Consider the following 14,178-nt stretch of genomic DNA (forward strand, 5'->3'; position numbering starts at 1 on the left):
CCGGAGACGGAGCCTTATTTTATTGGGGAGTATATGAAACGATATCTTATCGCCGGTGCGGCATTGCTGCTCAGCACCAGCGCGCTGGCCAACGAGTGCGACAACGCCACTACGCAGCTTGAACTGAACACCTGTAGCGCGCAGCAGTACCAGGCAGCCGATAAAAAACTCAACCAGACCTACCAGGCCGCCATCAAACGCGCGGCGGCCCCCCAGCGCGACCTGCTGAAAAAAGCGCAACAGGCGTGGATTACCCTACGCGACGCGGACTGCGCGTTTATCGGTTCGGGGACGGAAGGCGGGAGCGTCCAGCCAATGATTGTTAACCAGTGCCTGGCGGAAAAAACCGTGGAGCGCGAGGCGTTTCTGGCCTCGCTGATGCAGTGTGAAGAGGGCGACTTAAGCTGCCCTCTCCCGCCGGGCAATTAACGCACGCGGATCCCTTCGATAATCATCCGCTGCACGTTTTCGAGGGTGCTCTGGAAAAACGCCTCGTCCTGGAGCGTTTTACCGGTTACCGCCTCGACCTGGGCCGCAAAGTCAGCGTAGTGCTGGGTAGCGGCCCAGATCATAAAGATCAGGTGCTGCGGGTCGACCGGTGCCAGCTTTCCGCTGGCAACCCATCCGGCGATAATCGCCGACTTATCGTCCACCAGCTGCTTTAAATCCCCCGTCAGCTCCGCCTGTAGCAGCGGCGCGCCCTGCAGCATCTCAAGACAAAACAGCCTTGACGCCTGCGGGTAATCGCGCGACACCTCGAGCTTCAGGCGAATGTACTCCTCGATAGCCACCAGCGGGGCCAGCTCTTCGCGAAATGCCTTGAGCGGCGCCAGCCAGATATCGAGGATCTGCTGCATCACCGCCACATACAGCGCCTCTTTCGACGGGTAATAGTAGAGCAGATTGGTTTTAGACACCCCGGACTGCTCCGCCACCTGCTCCAGGCGCGTGCCGTGAATGCCAAACTGTGAAAAGGTCTCCAGCGCGGCGCTGAGGATCGCCTGCTTTTTGGCGCTCACCGCCTGCGAACGTTTTCCGGGTGTTTTCACTGCGCCTTGTGTCATTTCCGCTCTCCATTTTCTTTCCTGCGCTCAGCATAGCAAAACCCCCGCCTCGCCACGACCTTCTGCACTCCCATCGCGCATGAGTGCCTGTTTTCTGTGCAATGTTTTTGACCATTTAGTCCACATTTAGCGGCATCAATCCTCCAACCTTTGATTAACACATTAATAACACAAGCGTTTTCAAAACTGGCATTGCCTTTGCAAAACCTCCGTTACACCTGCGACGTAATGAAGAGAGGTTCGTGATGAAAATTGGCGTATTTGTACCCATCGGCAACAACGGCTGGCTTATCTCGACCACTGCACCGCAGTACATGCCGACCTTTGAGCTGAACAAAGCCATCGTGCAGAAAGCGGAGCACTACCATTTCGACTTTGCGCTTTCGATGATCAAGCTGCGCGGCTTTGGCGGCAAAACGGAATTCTGGGATCACAACCTGGAGTCCTTCACACTGATGGCCGGGCTGGCAGCGGTTACCTCGCGGATCCAGATCTACGCCACCGCGGCCACCCTCACCCTTCCGCCCGCGATCGTGGCACGCATGGCCTCCACCATCGACTCCATCTCCGGCGGGCGCTTTGGCGTTAACCTGGTCACCGGCTGGCAAAAACCGGAGTACGAGCAGATGGGACTCTGGCCGGGCGACGATTACTTCTCCCGTCGCTACGACTACCTGACCGAATACGTACAGGTGCTGCGCGACCTGTGGGGCACCGGCAAAAGCGACTTCAAAGGCGATTTCTTTACCATGAACGACTGCCGCGTCAGCCCGCAGCCGTCGGTGCCGATGAAGGTGATTTGCGCCGGGCAGAGCGACGCGGGCATGGAATTCTCCGCGAAATACGCCGACTTTAACTTCTGTTTCGGCAAAGGCGTTAACACCCCTGCCGCCTTTGCCCCGACCGCGGCACGCATGAAGGAGGCCGCCGACAAAACCGGGCGCGACGTGGGCTCGTACGTGCTGTTCATGGTCATTGCCGACGAAACCGACGACGCCGCACGCGCCAAATGGGAACGGTATAAGGACGGCGCTGACGACGAAGCCCTGAGCTGGCTTACCGAGCAGAGCCAGAAGGATACCCGTTCCGGCGCAGACACCAACGTGCGTCAGATGGCCGACCCAACCTCCGCCGTCAATATCAACATGGGCACGCTGGTTGGCTCGTACGCCAGCGTTGCCAGGATGCTCGACGAAGTGGCAGCCGTACCCGGCGCTGAGGGCGTCCTGCTGACCTTCGATGATTTCCTCACCGGCGTGGAAACCTTCGGCGAGCGCATCCAGCCGCTGATGCAGTGCCGCGCCCACATTCCTGCCGTCACGAAGGAGGTGGCGTAATGACGACCTTAAACGCTCGCCCGGAAGCCATCACCTTTGCGCCGCAGCAGAGCGCGCTGATCGTGGTGGACATGCAAAACGCCTATGCCAGCCAGGGCGGTTATCTGGATCTGGCGGGGTTCGACGTCTCCGCCACAAGGCCGGTGATCGAGAACATCAAAACCGCCGTCGCCGCCGCGCGCGCTGCGGGCATGCTCATTATATGGTTCCAGAACGGCTGGGACGACCAGTACGTCGAGGCCGGTGGCCCCGGCTCGCCCAACTTCCACAAATCCAACGCCCTGAAAACCATGCGTAAACGGCCCGAACTGCAGGGCAAGCTGCTGGCCAAAGGCGGCTGGGATTATCAGCTGGTGGACGAGCTGGTCCCGCAGGCGGGTGATATCGTCCTGCCGAAACCGCGCTACAGCGGCTTTTTCAACACCCCGCTCGACAGCCTGCTGCGCAGCCGGGGCATTCGCCACCTGGTGTTCACCGGCATTGCCACCAACGTCTGCGTAGAGTCGACCCTGCGCGACGGCTTTTTCCTCGAGTATTTCGGCGTGGTGCTGGAAGACGCGACCCATCAGGCCGGGCCGGAATTCGCCCAAAAGGCAGCTTTGTTCAATATCGAAACCTTTTTTGGCTGGGTCAGTAACGTTGCGGATTTCTGCGACGCCCTGAATCCTCCGCTCGCCCGTATCGCCTGAGGAGACACACGATGCCGAAATCCGTAATCATCCCGCCGGGCACCAGCACGCCCATCGCCCCGTTCGTCCCCGGCACCCTCGCCGACGGCGTGGTGTATGTCTCCGGCACGCTGCCGTTTGATAAAGACAACAACGTGGTATTTATCAACGACCCAAAGGCGCAAACCCGCCACGTACTGGAGACGATCAAAACCGTGATCGAAACGGCGGGTGGCACCATGGAGGACGTGACCTTCAACAGCATCTTTATCACCGACTGGAAAAACTACGCCGCGATTAACGAAATCTACGCCGAGTTCTTCCCCGGCGATAAACCGGCGCGGTTCTGCATTCAGTGCGGGCTGGTAAAACCGGACGCGCTGGTTGAGATCGCCACCGTTGCGCACATCGCGAAGTGAGGCAGGCATGAAACTTTCCGTCTCGCCGCCGCCGTACGAGGGTGCGCCCGTGGTGGTCTTTATTTCCGGTCTCGGCGGCAGCGGCAGCTACTGGCTGCCCCAGCAGGCCGCGCTGGAGCCGGAGTATCAGGTGGTGTGCTATGACCAGCGGGGAACGGGCAATAACCCCGACACCCTGCCGGAGGGTTACAGCCTTGCGCAGATGGCAGACGAGCTCGCCCAGGCGCTGGCTGACGCAGGCATTGCGCGCTACAGCGTCGTCGGGCACGCGCTCGGCGCGCTGGTCGGCCTGCAACTGGCCCTCGACAGGCCCGACGCCCTCACCGCGCTGGTGTGCGTCAACGGCTGGCTGACCCTCAATGCCCACACCCGCCGCTGTTTTGACGTTCGCGAGCGGCTGCTGCATTCCGGCGGCGCGCAGGCGTGGGTCGAGGCGCAGCCGCTGTTTCTCTACCCGGCAGACTGGATGGCCGCCCGCGCGCCGCGTCTGGAAGCTGAAGAAGCGCTGGCGCTGGCCCATTTCCAGGGTAAAACCAACCTGCTGCGCAGGCTCAGCGCCCTGAAAAAAGCCGACTTCCGCCGCCAGTCCGCACGCATTCGCTGCCCGGTTCACATTATCTGTTCCGCCGACGACGTGCTGGTGCCGTCCGTCTGTTCCGCTGAACTGCACGCCGCCCTCCCGCACGCCCACAAAACGGTCATGCGCCAGGGCGGACATGCCTGCAACGTCACCGAGCCGGACACCTTTAACACCCTGCTGCTGAACGGGCTTGCCAGCCTGCTGCACAGCCCTGAACCCGCTTTATAAGGAGCTTTAATGAGCGAAGCCATTACCCCCGCCGCGCTGGAAACGCTGTTCACCGGTGCCCGCACCCACAACGGCTGGCTGGATATGCCGGTCAGCGACGAGACGCTGCGCGAGATGTATGACCTGATGAAATGGGGCCCAACGTCTGCCAACTGCTCACCGGCGCGCATTATCTTTGTGCGAAGCGCAGAGGGAAAAGAGAAGCTGCGCCCGGCGCTCTCCAGCGGCAACCTCGAGAAAACGCTTACCGCCCCGGTGACAGCGATTGTCGCCTGGGACGGGGAATTCTACGAGCGCCTGCCCGAGCTGTTCCCGCACGGCGATGCCAGAAGCTGGTTTACCGCAAGCCCCGCGCTGGCGGAAGAGACGGCCTTTCGCAACAGCTCAATGCAGGCCGCGTATCTGATTTTCGCCTGTCGCGCCTTGGGGCTGGACACCGGCCCGATGTCGGGCTTTGACCGACAAAAGGTCGACGAGGCCTTTTTCACCGGCACAACGCTTAAAAGCAACCTGCTGATCAACATTGGCTATGGCGATACGCGCAAACTTTACGGGCGCCTGCCGCGCCTGACCTTCGACGATGCCTGCGGACTGGCGTAAGGAGCGATCGTGATGACACCCGATAAACAAACCTTTCGCGACGCCATGGCCTGCGTTGGCGCGGCGGTCAACATCATCACCACCGACGGCCCGGCGGGGATGGCGGGCTTTACCGCCAGCGCGGTATGCAGCGTCACGGATTCCCCTCCCACCCTGCTGGTGTGCCTGAACCGCGGCGCGTCGGTCTGGCCCACGTTCAGCGAAAACCGCACCCTTTGCGTGAATACCCTGAGCGCCGGACAGGAGCCTTTATCCAATCTGTTTGGCGGCAAAACGCCGATGGCGGAACGCTTTACCGCCGCCCGCTGGCAGACGGGCGACACGGGCTGCCCGCGTCTGGAGGATGCGCTGGCCTCCTTTGACTGCCGCATCAGCCAGGTGGTCAGCGTCGGTACCCACGACATTCTGTTTTGCGACATCGTATCGATTATTCGCCACCCCGCACCGCAAGGTCTGGTGTGGTTTGACCGCAGCTACCACGCGCTTATGCGACCCGCCTGCTAAGGCGCTTTAAGGAGACAGACCATGTTCGGATTTCCCCACTGGCAGTTGAAATCGACCTCCACTGAAGCAGGCGTGGTCGCGCCGGATGAACGCCTCCCGCTCGGGCAAACCATGGTGATGGGCGTCCAGCATGCAGTCGCGATGTTTGGCGCGACGGTATTGATGCCGATGCTGATGGGGCTCGATCCCAACCTGTCTATTCTGATGTCGGGAATCGGCACCCTGCTGTTCTTTTTTGTTACCGGCGGGCGCGTGCCCAGCTACCTGGGCTCCAGCGCCGCTTTTGTCGGCGTGGTGATCGCCACTACCGGTTTTAACGGCCAGGGGATCAACCCCAACCTGAGCGTGGCCCTCGGCGGCATCATCGCCTGCGGGCTGGTCTATACCCTGATTGGTCTCGTTGTGATGAAGATCGGCACGCGCTGGATCGAACGGATGATGCCCCCCGTCGTCACCGGCGCGGTGGTGATGGCGATAGGCCTGAACCTCGCGCCGATTGCGGTGAAAAGCGTCTCCGCTTCGCCGTTTGAAAGCTGGATGGCGGTGATCACGGTGCTGTGCATCGGCCTGGTGGCAGTCTTTACGCGCGGGATGATCCAGCGTCTGCTGATCCTGGTCGGGCTGATTATCGCCTGTCTGATCTACGCCCTGCTGGCGAACGTGTTCGGCATAGGCAAGCCGGTCGATTTTACCCTGCTTCATCAGGCCGCCTGGTTCGGTCTGCCGCAGGTGACCTCGCCCACCTTTAACACGCAGGCGATGATGCTTATCGCCCCGGTGGCGGTGATCCTGGTGGCGGAAAACTTAGGGCACCTGAAGGCGGTGGCGGGAATGACCGGGCGCAGCATGGATCCGTACATGGGCCGCGCGTTCGTCGGCGACGGGCTGGCGACCATGCTCTCAGGCTCCGTGGGCGGCAGCGGCGTGACCACCTACGCGGAAAACATCGGCGTGATGGCGGTGACCAAGGTCTACTCAACGCTGGTCTTCGTGGCGGCGGCGGTAATGGCGATCCTTCTTGGTTTCTCACCGAAGTTCGGCGCGCTGATCCACACCATTCCGTCACCGGTCATCGGCGGCGCGTCGATTGTGGTGTTCGGGCTGATCGCCGTGGCCGGGGCGCGCATTTGGGTGCAGCATCGGGTTGACCTCAGCCAGAACAGCAACCTGATCATGGTGGCCGTCACGCTGGTGCTGGGCGCGGGCGATTTTGCCCTGACGCTGGGCGGGTTTACGATTGGCGGGATTGGTACGGCGACCTTCGGCGCGATCCTGCTTAACGCCCTGCTGAGCCGCCGGAAAGGGGATGTGGCGCAGGGGGAAGCCATCACCCCGTCCACCTGATATGTGTGTCACTTTCTTGCCGGGTGACGCTACGCTTACCCGGCCTACAGTTGGGATGTAGGCCCGCGCAAGCGTAGCGCCGCCGGGCAAAACGGTAGCGTGCGCGTTGTTAGCTATCTGCACCTTGTTCAGCACCTACCCCGGCAATCGCCTTACGTCGTTTTTTTAACTTCAACTCGCTCACCAGCACCCCGGCGACAATAAACGCCGCGCCCACCAGCGCCAGCAGCGGTAAACGCTCGCCGGCCAGTCGTCCGAAAATCCCCGCCCAGACCGGTTCACCGGTGTAGATCACCGTCGCCCGCGTTGGCGATACGCTGCGCTGCGCCCAGTTCATGGTCACCTGGATAATGGCGCTGAAGATGCCAAGCCCCAGCGCGACCACCACCAGCCCCGTGGACATCGGCGGCACGGATTCCCCGGCTGGCACCATCGTCGCGAAGGCCACCAGCGACGCCGTCGCGAGCTGCACCACCGTCACGCGCTTGACGTCCACTTTCCCAGCCCAGGCGCTGATCAGAATAATTTCCGCCGCGATGGCAATGGCCCCGACGAGGGTAATGATCTCGCCCGGCCCCAGCGCCAGCAGGTTATTTTCCGGCCCGGCTAATAAAATCAGGCCGATAAACGCCAGCACGATGCCAATGCAGGACATCAGCCCCGGTAGCCGCCCGAGGCATAACCATTGCAGCAGCGGCACCAGCGGCACGTACATGGCGGTAATAAAAGCGGATTTGCTGCTGGAGATGGTCTGCAATCCCCACGTCTGCAGGCTGTAGCCCATCGCTATCGCAATCCCAATCGCCACGCCGGCCTTGAGTTCCTTCAGCGTCAGACCCCGCAGCGTTTTAAGGGAGATCAGCCCCACGGCTATCGCCGCCGTCGCAAAGCGCAGGCCGACAAAAAAGAACGGATCGCTGAGGGTCACCGCGTACTGGACGGCAAGAAAGGTCCCGCCCCAGAACATGGTGATGAGAATAAGGATGGCTTCCTGCGGTTTAATGGAGAATTTAAAGCGTGAGACGGACATGCGACACCAACAAGTGAGATCAATTCTGTAGTGTGCGTTGCCTTTGGTTACAGTTCAATGTTGCAGACATAAAAAAACCGCCGGGAAACCCGGCGGCAGGGAGTCAACCCGGCGTACTACTTATTGCTGCCGTGGCTATTTTTACCCCCTTTTTTACCAGCCTCTGATGCGCGCTGAGGGTCGTTCTTGAAGTTACCCCCGCTAGACTGGCCACCTTTACGACCTGCTTCTGATGCTCTTTCACGGTCTTCAGCGAAATTACCTGAACCACCACGATGGTTTGCCATCTCTAACCTCCAGAGTGTGAAACATTAGACATCATATTGCATTCAGTAAAAGAGGATTCTTTCACCTCGCGGCTAAAGGACAGGGCCTTTATCTGTGCCGCGTGAAACTAAGCTTAGTGGACTGACGCTATCCGGCAAGCCACGGGTAATATTCTGCAACATGATATCCGCCTTTCGGGTCAGATAACGCGACGGAAATCTATAAGCCTTTCTTATCATTTTAAAATTCGACGACCAGAAAGTTGTTTCATTTTGCTACAGCACCGTATTGTAACCATGTTGTTATAAATCAAAGAAATGTCGTTCATTTTTGCAGTCTGGCCGTGATGTCATATCTTTAAATGAACGCAGCGATCCGCTGTCAGAAAAACCAACGAGGAGTGATGCAAAATGGCAAAAGTTCTGGTGCTCTATTATTCCATGTATGGACACATTGAAACCATGGCTCACGCGGTAGCAGAAGGTGCAAACAGAGTGGACGGCGTTGAGGTTGTGGTAAAACGCGTACCGGAAACCATGCAGGCGGAAGCGTTCGCCAAAGCCGGGGGAAAAACACAAAATGCCCCGGTCGCCACCCCGCAGGAGCTGGCGGAGTATGATGCCATTATCTTCGGCACCCCGACCCGCTTCGGCAATATGTCAGGCCAGATGCGTACCTTCCTCGATCAAACCGGCGGGCTCTGGGCATCCGGGGCGCTGTACGGCAAACTCGCCAGCGTATTCAGCTCTACCGGCACCGGCGGCGGCCAGGAGCAGACGATTACCTCAACCTGGACTACCCTTGCTCATCATGGGATGGTGATTGTGCCAATTGGCTACGGCGCGCAGGAGCTGTTTGACGTTTCTCAGGTGCGCGGCGGGACGCCGTACGGCGCAACCACCATTGCCGGTGGGGATGGCTCACGTCAGCCAAGCAATGAAGAACTCTCTATCGCCCGCTATCAGGGTGAATACGTCGCGGGTCTCGCTAAAAAACTGAACGGCTAACCCAACAGGAGGAAAAGTATGCCAACACAGGAATCCAAAGCTCACCACGTGGGCGAATGGGCAAGTTTACGCAACACCTCTCCGGAGATTGCCGAAGCCATCTTTGAAGTCGCGAACTACGACGAAAAGCTGGCCGAGCAGATTTGGGAAGAAGGCAACGATGAAGTGCTGATTCGCGCCTTCGAAAAAACGGACAAAGACTCGCTCTTCTGGGGCGAGCAAACCATCGAACGTAAAAACGTCTAAGCGTTTCCCCCCGCCATGCGGGGGGTTCTCTTTTACTTCGCCGCGTTATTCATGACCGCATTGAATTTATCAACCGGACAGAAGCCGTTCGCGTCCACCGGACAGCCCTTCAGCTCCAGCGTCACGCGCTGCGCGGGCGACTGCAGTGTCAGCACGCTGGCGTTGCGCAGCTGCTCCGCGCTCTGGTAGACATACTCAATTTTCATCAGCTCCTGATTGCTGTTTTTGTCGTGCCAACGCTGGAAGACAATCTTGCCGCCAATTGGAGTCCGTTCCTGCTGGTCATGCAGCTGATACGGCTTGAAATCCAGCGCGGTGAGCAGTGAAGCGATGTTCGAATCGTGCCCTACCAGCAGAGTAATCTTAGGCGCTTTCGCCTGTTCGGTGACCAGCGTTTTATCGATATATTTCACCAGCGGCTTCGCCACGTTTTGCGCCACCTCGGTGGAGGTAAACAGCGAGTCCTGATAGCCGTTCTTCAGCTTCGACAGCACGCGCCACTGCTGGTCGGTCTTGATTTCACCCCAGGCCACCTGGTCGGCCGGAAACCCTTCGTAATACTGCAGCGTGAACGCATCCACCAGCGAGTTACCCACCTTCAGCGGCCCGGATACGCCAGGCTCTTTTTCATAGTCGGCGCTAAAGGTATCTTTCGCGTCTGCCAGCGAGCAGACCTTTTTCTCTTTGCAGGACGGAGAGTCAGCGTAGTTCGTCATCTGCTCCAGCAGCTTATAGCTTTCACCAAGCTGCATTTTCTGCCGCTCGGACTCCATCGCCTTGAGTGCTTTTTCGCGGAATTCCGGCGAGTTATCGGTAATCACCGGATTAAAGGTCGGATCCATGGTGCCCATTTTTTCCTGATGATGCACGGGTACGTCGCAGCCCGGGAACGCGCCGGTGATAAAGAACTGCGCAGTGGCGACAGTACGCTGCAGGCTGTTGGCGTAAGCATAAACGCTATCCGCTGGCGGACACTCTCCCGTCTTCACCATCCCCTGCTCTGCCAGCCACTCGCGCATGTAATGGCCCATATAGACTTCCAGCACGCCGCCTTTGGTGGTGAGCTGACCGCCCGGCACGTCCCACTCCGGCCACTGCTTCGGCGTGGACTGCTCCAGCACGCTGCCGTTGTTAGCGAGCGGCGCGCGCAGGTTGTGACGGCTCATGATTAACACCTGCTCCAGCTGATAGCCTTTCGGCGTCTCCTGCGCCTGTGCGCCAAAGGCCATTGAAAGGGTACCTGCCACGGCCACTGCGAGTAGTGCTTTTCTCATCCCTCGTTCCTCACGTTTTTTTAATATTCCAGTGAGTGTGACAGATTCGTGACAGTTTTTTCGGGAAGCATTTCTCAAACTGATGATTAACGTGCTTACGGTGGGCGCTAATTAGTTTTATAATAAAACCATACCCCACCGGAGACCTGACCGTGAAACGCACCCGCCTTGAAGAGAGCACCTGCCCCGTCGCCCGTTCGCTGGATATCATTGGCGACTGGTGGTCGCTGCTGATCGTTCGCGACGCGCTGCGCGGGATTAAACGCTTCGGTGAGTTTCAGAAAAGCCTCGGTATCGCAAAAAACATGCTCACCTCTCGGCTGAAGCTGCTGGTCGATGAAGGCATCCTCCGGCTTCAGCCCGCCTCCGACGGCAGCGCATGGCAGGAATACGTTCTGACCGACAAGGGACGCGCGCTCCAGACGGTACTGGTTGCTCTCTCCCAGTGGGGCAATGAATTTTTGTTCGCGGAAAACGAATGCGGCACCGTTCTCGTCGATAGCGAACAGCGCAAACCCCTGCGTAAACTGGCGCTTATCGCCGACGATGGGCGCGAACTGACGCCTGAAGAGATCGTGGCTAAACTCCCCTCCTGATCGTTCCCAACGGCAAAAGCACAAAATGCCCGGCAAAATGGTTGCATTATAAAACCAAATAGCAGAGAGTTAATTCAGTTTCATATTGAAACCAAATAACCCACTTTGCTTTGAGGTAACACACAATGACTACGCAAATCACCACCGCCTTAATTACCGGCGCCTCTTCCGGGATCGGGGCCGTCTATGCCGATCGCCTTGCCGCGCGCGGCGCTAACCTGGTCCTGGTCGCCCGCCGCGAGGATCGTCTGAAAACCCTCGCCGCCGACCTGCGCGCGCGCTATGGCGTGGCCGTCGCTATACTGGTGGCCGATCTCAGCGATGAAGCCGGGATCCGCGCCGTGGAAAATGAACTGCGCCACAATACCGCCATCGATACGCTGGTAAACAACGCGGGCACCGCGCAGATGGCCCCGTTCCTCGCGGGCGATGTGGCGCAGCATCAGGCCATCAACACCCTCAACACCACGGCGCTGATGCGTCTGACCTACGCCATCCTGCCCCGCCTGGCGCAGAACAATCGCGGGACGCTGATCAATATCGCCTCGGTGTTATCGCTCCATGTCCGTGCGGGCAGCGCGCTGTACAGCGCCACCAAAGCCTGGGTACTGAGCTTTACCCGCGGACTGCAGGAAGAATTTGCCGATAGCAGCGTGCACATTCAGGCCGTGCTGCCCGCCGCGACGGCGACGGAGATCTGGAGCCATTCAGGGGTTACGGTGAACGATCTGCCGGAAGGGTCGGTGATGACCACCGACGATATGGTCGATGCGTCACTGGCGGGTCTGGATCAGGGCGAACAGATCACTATTCCGCCGATGCATGACGCCGCCCTGTGGGATCGCTACGAAGCGGCGCGCCTTGAGCTGTTTAACAGCGCGCGCACCGGGGTTCCGGCACCGCGCTACGTGAAACAGTAGCCTAACGCTCAAGCTGGTCGCCGTACTCGCTCATCCAGGCGGCCAGCGGCGAAAGTGCGTCCTGCAGGGTTAACCCCAGCTCGGTAATTTGATACTCCACGCGCGGGGGGATCTCCGGGTAGACCGTCCGCGTCACCAGCCCGCGCTGCTCAAACAGGCGGAGCTGCTTCGTCAGCTCTTTCTGCGTGATGGGGGCAGCGGCACGCAGTAGATCGCCAAAGCGTACGGGCGTGTTGAACACAATCAGGCGATAGAGAATGGGGATCGCCCACTTACCGGATATCAGGTTGACAAACTGCGTCATCGGGCAGGTATACGCCTCAGATTTTTTTTCGCAGCACACCTCCAGCATTTCTGCCATAGCACACCTCTTGCCTCGTTAGTATCCATTTGGTACCTGGTTTCCTTTCGATACTAACGTTTCTATAGTGCTTTCTCCAGTGACATTTCAGGAGAAGAACATGGGTCGTTTAACCGATAAATATACGCTGATTACCGGCGGCACCAGCGGCATTGGTCTTGCCACCGCGCAGGCGTTTATCGCCGAAGGGGCGCGCGTCGCCGTGACCGGACGCAACCCGGACACCCTCGCCGAAGCAGAGCGCATTCTGGGCGATAAGGCCTGGGTGATTCCAACCGACGCAGGCGATATCGCGTCGCAAAAAGCGCTGGCGGAAACTCTCGCCGCCCGCTGGCCACGCCTGGACGCGGTGTTTCTCAACGCTGGCGACGTGACGCACGCGCCGCTGGAAGCCTGGCAGGAGGATGCGTGGGACCGCCTGATGGGCATCAACCTGAAGGGACCGTTCTTTTTAATTCAGGCGCTGCTGCCGCTGCTGAATAACCCGTCGTCGGTGATCCTCTGCGGCTCCGTGAGCGCACGCATCGGCCTGCCCACCAGCAGCGTGTATGCCGCGAGCAAGGCCGCCCTCCTGTCGCTGGCGCGTACGTTGTCGGCGGAGCTGCTGCCGCGCGGGATCCGCGTCAACGGGTTGAGCCCCGGTCCGGTGGAAACGCCGGCATTTACGAAGACGGGCTTAAGCGAAGAGACGCTTAACGCGATGATGGCGGAGATCATCAAGCTGGTGCCGCTCGGCAGAATGGGCTCGACGACGGAGCTGGCAAAAGCCGCGCTCTATCTGGCGTCCGACGAGTCGAGCTACACGGTAGGAACGGAGCTGCTGGTGGACGGCGGAATGGGGAGTCTGTAACTCAAAAGGCGCTGATGCCGGTGACCGCGCCGACATACAGCGCCGCCCATGCACAGGCGGAAAGCAGGCTGACGACGTAAACTTTGACGGCGTTCAGCCTGAGCATCCCCGCCGCCAGCGGCACGACATAACGCAACACCGCCAGAAAGCGTGACGTAAACAGTACGATGACACCGTTTTTTTGCAGCTGATGCTGAACCCGTAAAAACGTAGCGGCATGCTTCGCCGTAAAGCGCGCGACCAGCCGGGTGTGCCCCATCAGCTGGCCGATATGGTAGTTCAGCACCGATCCCGCCGTTGCCCCCAGCACCACGGCGAGCCACGCCAGCGCCGGGTGCATGCTCCCCTGGCTGACGCCGATGCCCGCCAGCAGCATCACCGAGGCGGGTGGCAGCACGGAGGAGATCAGCACCGTGGACTTGCTCAGCGCCATTACGAATAACAGCGCGAACAGATGTGCCGGATAAAGCGCAAAATGATTCAGCAGATTATCAAACCACGCCATTTTCCTTCCCCCGTTAATTAATCCTCCATTTAAAAGGAATAACCTTAAATAAACCCTCAACATTCTATTAATAAGATTTACCTAAACCTTCCTTAAACATTATTTAATTTCCTGAGCGATAAATTTAAACAAGCGTATTATTCCTCACGCTTTACAACGATCTCGTTATGGCGAGGCTCCTGTACAAATACACGTTATCGCTCTGGTGGGTTCGAGAGAACCGGCACAGGGTAAAACAGGCACTGTCGAATCAAGGCTTTGTCAGTATAACTTCCCTTGCGGGATACGGTGTACAGTGCTGAACCCAGGACGTGGGGATCTCCTTTCCGACATGCCCTGTCTTGCTCGCCCCTGAGAGATTTTATTATTCAAAGGGAA

19 protein-coding genes and 1 riboswitch are annotated in these 14,178 nt (G+C 59.0%); of the genes, 13 read left to right on the forward strand and 6 right to left on the reverse strand.

Annotated features, from left to right (window positions below):
• Nucleotides 1-33: 33 nt before the first annotated feature.
• Nucleotides 34-429 (forward strand): lysozyme inhibitor LprI family protein, encoded by a 396-nt coding sequence (locus HBA26_RS08225; RefSeq protein ID WP_041910548.1) that lies wholly within the window; start codon nucleotides 34-36, stop codon nucleotides 427-429.
• Here the strand turns inward: HBA26_RS08225 and rutR are convergent.
• On the reverse strand, nucleotides 426-1,064 hold the full coding sequence (gene rutR, locus HBA26_RS08230; RefSeq protein WP_028012659.1) for an HTH-type transcriptional regulator RutR: 639 nt from the start codon (nucleotides 1,062-1,064) through the stop codon (nucleotides 426-428). The genes HBA26_RS08225 and rutR overlap by 4 nt on opposite strands.
• Before the next feature lie 245 nt (nucleotides 1,065-1,309).
• Between rutR and rutA the strand changes: the two genes are divergently transcribed.
• From rutA to rutG, 7 genes are read left to right on the forward strand one after another with little or no spacing between them, the layout of a single operon-like run.
• The gene (gene rutA, locus HBA26_RS08235) at nucleotides 1,310-2,401 is read left to right on the forward strand and encodes a pyrimidine utilization protein A (protein WP_041910549.1); all 1,092 of its coding nucleotides are present in this window, start codon (nucleotides 1,310-1,312) and stop codon (nucleotides 2,399-2,401) included.
• Nucleotides 2,401-3,090: a pyrimidine utilization protein B gene (gene rutB, locus HBA26_RS08240; RefSeq protein WP_028012657.1), complete on the forward strand. Its 690-nt coding sequence runs from the start codon at nucleotides 2,401-2,403 to the stop codon at nucleotides 3,088-3,090. Before rutA ends, rutB begins: the two co-directional genes overlap by 1 nt.
• A gap of 11 nt (nucleotides 3,091-3,101) precedes the next feature.
• Nucleotides 3,102-3,488, forward strand: a complete 387-nt coding sequence (gene rutC / locus HBA26_RS08245; RefSeq protein WP_008499822.1) for a pyrimidine utilization protein C — start codon at nucleotides 3,102-3,104, stop codon at nucleotides 3,486-3,488.
• Nucleotides 3,489-3,495: 7 nt separating this feature from the next.
• A complete protein-coding gene (gene rutD / locus HBA26_RS08250) occupies nucleotides 3,496-4,296 on the forward strand; it encodes a pyrimidine utilization protein D (RefSeq protein ID WP_028012656.1) in 801 nt (266 codons plus the stop codon).
• Between the two features lie 9 nt (nucleotides 4,297-4,305).
• The gene (locus HBA26_RS08255; protein WP_028012655.1) at nucleotides 4,306-4,896 is read left to right on the forward strand and encodes a malonic semialdehyde reductase; all 591 of its coding nucleotides are present in this window, start codon (nucleotides 4,306-4,308) and stop codon (nucleotides 4,894-4,896) included.
• Between the two features lie 9 nt (nucleotides 4,897-4,905).
• Nucleotides 4,906-5,400 carry an NADH-dependent FMN reductase RutF gene (gene rutF / locus HBA26_RS08260; RefSeq protein ID WP_028012654.1) on the forward strand — a complete coding sequence of 165 codons (495 nt, stop codon included), beginning with the start codon at nucleotides 4,906-4,908 and terminating at the stop codon, nucleotides 5,398-5,400.
• Nucleotides 5,401-5,421: 21 nt separating this feature from the next.
• Entirely contained in the window at nucleotides 5,422-6,744 is a 1,323-nt protein-coding gene (rutG, locus tag HBA26_RS08265; RefSeq protein ID WP_126345229.1) for a pyrimidine utilization transport protein G, read from the forward strand.
• Nucleotides 6,745-6,853: 109 nt separating this feature from the next.
• On the opposite strand, the gene HBA26_RS08270 is transcribed toward rutG, so the two are convergent.
• Both HBA26_RS08270 and HBA26_RS08275 read right to left on the reverse strand, forming a co-directional pair.
• Entirely contained in the window at nucleotides 6,854-7,774 is a 921-nt protein-coding gene (locus HBA26_RS08270) for a DMT family transporter (protein WP_047368260.1), read from the reverse strand.
• A 116-nt stretch (nucleotides 7,775-7,890) separates the two neighbouring features.
• Nucleotides 7,891-8,061, reverse strand: a complete 171-nt coding sequence (locus HBA26_RS08275; RefSeq protein ID WP_001273664.1) for a general stress protein — start codon at nucleotides 8,059-8,061, stop codon at nucleotides 7,891-7,893.
• Between the two features lie 390 nt (nucleotides 8,062-8,451).
• On the opposite strand from HBA26_RS08275, the gene wrbA reads away from it, so the two are divergent.
• Together wrbA and HBA26_RS08285 are read left to right on the forward strand one after the other, a co-directional pair.
• Nucleotides 8,452-9,048 carry an NAD(P)H:quinone oxidoreductase gene (wrbA, locus tag HBA26_RS08280; protein ID WP_041910554.1) on the forward strand — a complete coding sequence of 199 codons (597 nt, stop codon included), beginning with the start codon at nucleotides 8,452-8,454 and terminating at the stop codon, nucleotides 9,046-9,048.
• Between the two features lie 18 nt (nucleotides 9,049-9,066).
• Entirely contained in the window at nucleotides 9,067-9,294 is a 228-nt protein-coding gene (locus tag HBA26_RS08285; RefSeq protein ID WP_028012649.1) for a YccJ family protein, read from the forward strand.
• Nucleotides 9,295-9,326: 32 nt separating this feature from the next.
• Here HBA26_RS08285 and agp read toward each other — a convergent pair whose 3' ends face one another.
• Nucleotides 9,327-10,568 (reverse strand): bifunctional glucose-1-phosphatase/inositol phosphatase, encoded by a 1,242-nt coding sequence (gene agp, locus HBA26_RS08290; RefSeq protein ID WP_047368259.1) that lies wholly within the window; start codon nucleotides 10,566-10,568, stop codon nucleotides 9,327-9,329.
• 152 nt (nucleotides 10,569-10,720) lie between these two features.
• On the opposite strand from agp, the gene HBA26_RS08295 reads away from it, so the two are divergent.
• Together HBA26_RS08295 and HBA26_RS08300 are read left to right on the forward strand one after the other, a co-directional pair.
• Nucleotides 10,721-11,164 carry a helix-turn-helix domain-containing protein gene (locus tag HBA26_RS08295; RefSeq protein ID WP_028012647.1) on the forward strand — a complete coding sequence of 148 codons (444 nt, stop codon included), beginning with the start codon at nucleotides 10,721-10,723 and terminating at the stop codon, nucleotides 11,162-11,164.
• Between the two features lie 125 nt (nucleotides 11,165-11,289).
• Complete coding sequence (locus tag HBA26_RS08300; RefSeq protein ID WP_088204979.1) at nucleotides 11,290-12,084, forward strand: SDR family oxidoreductase; 795 nt, start codon at nucleotides 11,290-11,292, stop codon at nucleotides 12,082-12,084.
• 1 nt (nucleotide 12,085) lies between these two features.
• On the opposite strand, the gene HBA26_RS08305 is transcribed toward HBA26_RS08300, so the two are convergent.
• The gene (locus HBA26_RS08305) at nucleotides 12,086-12,445 is read right to left on the reverse strand and encodes a helix-turn-helix domain-containing protein (RefSeq protein ID WP_023335206.1); all 360 of its coding nucleotides are present in this window, start codon (nucleotides 12,443-12,445) and stop codon (nucleotides 12,086-12,088) included.
• A 100-nt stretch (nucleotides 12,446-12,545) separates the two neighbouring features.
• Here HBA26_RS08305 and HBA26_RS08310 point away from each other — a divergent pair, with 100 nt between their 5' ends.
• A complete protein-coding gene (locus HBA26_RS08310) occupies nucleotides 12,546-13,295 on the forward strand; it encodes an SDR family oxidoreductase (protein ID WP_028012645.1) in 750 nt (249 codons plus the stop codon).
• 1 nt (nucleotide 13,296) lies between these two features.
• Here HBA26_RS08310 and HBA26_RS08315 read toward each other — a convergent pair whose 3' ends face one another.
• The gene (locus tag HBA26_RS08315; protein ID WP_028012644.1) at nucleotides 13,297-13,800 is read right to left on the reverse strand and encodes a DedA family protein; all 504 of its coding nucleotides are present in this window, start codon (nucleotides 13,798-13,800) and stop codon (nucleotides 13,297-13,299) included.
• A gap of 154 nt (nucleotides 13,801-13,954) precedes the next feature.
• A riboswitch (M-box (ykoK) riboswitch) is annotated at nucleotides 13,955-14,124 on the forward strand.
• The last annotated feature ends 54 nt before the right edge of the window (nucleotides 14,125-14,178 follow it).

The sequence above is a fragment of the Enterobacter sp. 725m/11 genome, assembly GCF_011683705.1.
Lineage (GTDB): Bacteria > Pseudomonadota > Gammaproteobacteria > Enterobacterales > Enterobacteriaceae > Enterobacter > Enterobacter bugandensis.